Origin of the sequence: Streptomyces beijiangensis, assembly GCF_017315755.1 — a bacterium.
Taxonomy (GTDB): domain Bacteria; phylum Actinomycetota; class Actinomycetes; order Streptomycetales; family Streptomycetaceae; genus Streptomyces; species Streptomyces beijiangensis.
In genome coordinates this window covers 1-667 of record NZ_JAFLRJ010001204.1, presented here as the reverse complement: position 1 = coordinate 667, position 667 = coordinate 1, and the positions used below count along the sequence as shown (strand labels likewise).

At 72.6% G+C, this 667-nt stretch carries 1 protein-coding gene and 1 pseudogene; both read right to left on the bottom strand.

Annotated features, from left to right (window positions below):
* A pseudogene (locus J0695_RS41190) lies at positions 1–294 on the bottom strand (sigma-70 family RNA polymerase sigma factor); the annotation flags it as partial.
* A gap of 75 nt (positions 295–369) precedes the next feature.
* The coding region (locus tag J0695_RS41185; RefSeq protein ID WP_277990116.1) for a glycerophosphodiester phosphodiesterase family protein at positions 370–667 on the bottom strand (298 nt) is incomplete at its 5' end.

Here is a 667-nt window from a genome sequence, read left to right as displayed (position 1 = left end):
GGCGAGGGCGAGGAGTTCGGGGTAACCCTCGCCGGTGCGGGAGGTGTCGACGGGGTCACCGGCCCACGGCATCTCGTGCCGGGCGGTGCGACGGGTGCGGCGGGCCTCGGTCCGGACGGTCCGGCGGAGCCAGTCCGGAGGGTCGTGCGGCGGGTCGTGCGCGTCGAGGCGTTCCAGGAGGAGCAGCCAGACCGCCTGTTCCAGGTCGGCGGGTTCGGCGCCGGACACGTACGCGTCGGCGGAGGCCTCCGCGGTGAGCAGCGGACGGAGGGCGGTGACCAGGTCGCGCGTCATATGAACAACGACGCCGGCCGCCCCGGGCGGGGTTGCCGGGGCGGCCGGAAATCACCCCGACCGGGGCAGGACGGCTCAGCCGTTGACGAAGTGCTCGGGGGCCAGCAGCGCGGTGTCCGGGTTGTCGGTGAAGACGCGGTCGATGCCGGTGTCGAAGTAGGGCTGGAAGGCGCCGAAGGCGTCGCCGTAGGCATTGGGGTCGGTGCCCCGCCGGTACTCCGCGGGCAGGAAGGTGTTCTCGTTGCGCATCGTGTACGGATGGAGGATCAGCCCCTGCGCATGGGCGTCCCGCACCAGCGTGGTCGGCTGGGTGAGCTTCCCTGACGCGTCCTTGGGGATGACCAGGTCGAGGGTCGGGCAGATGCCCTGGGCG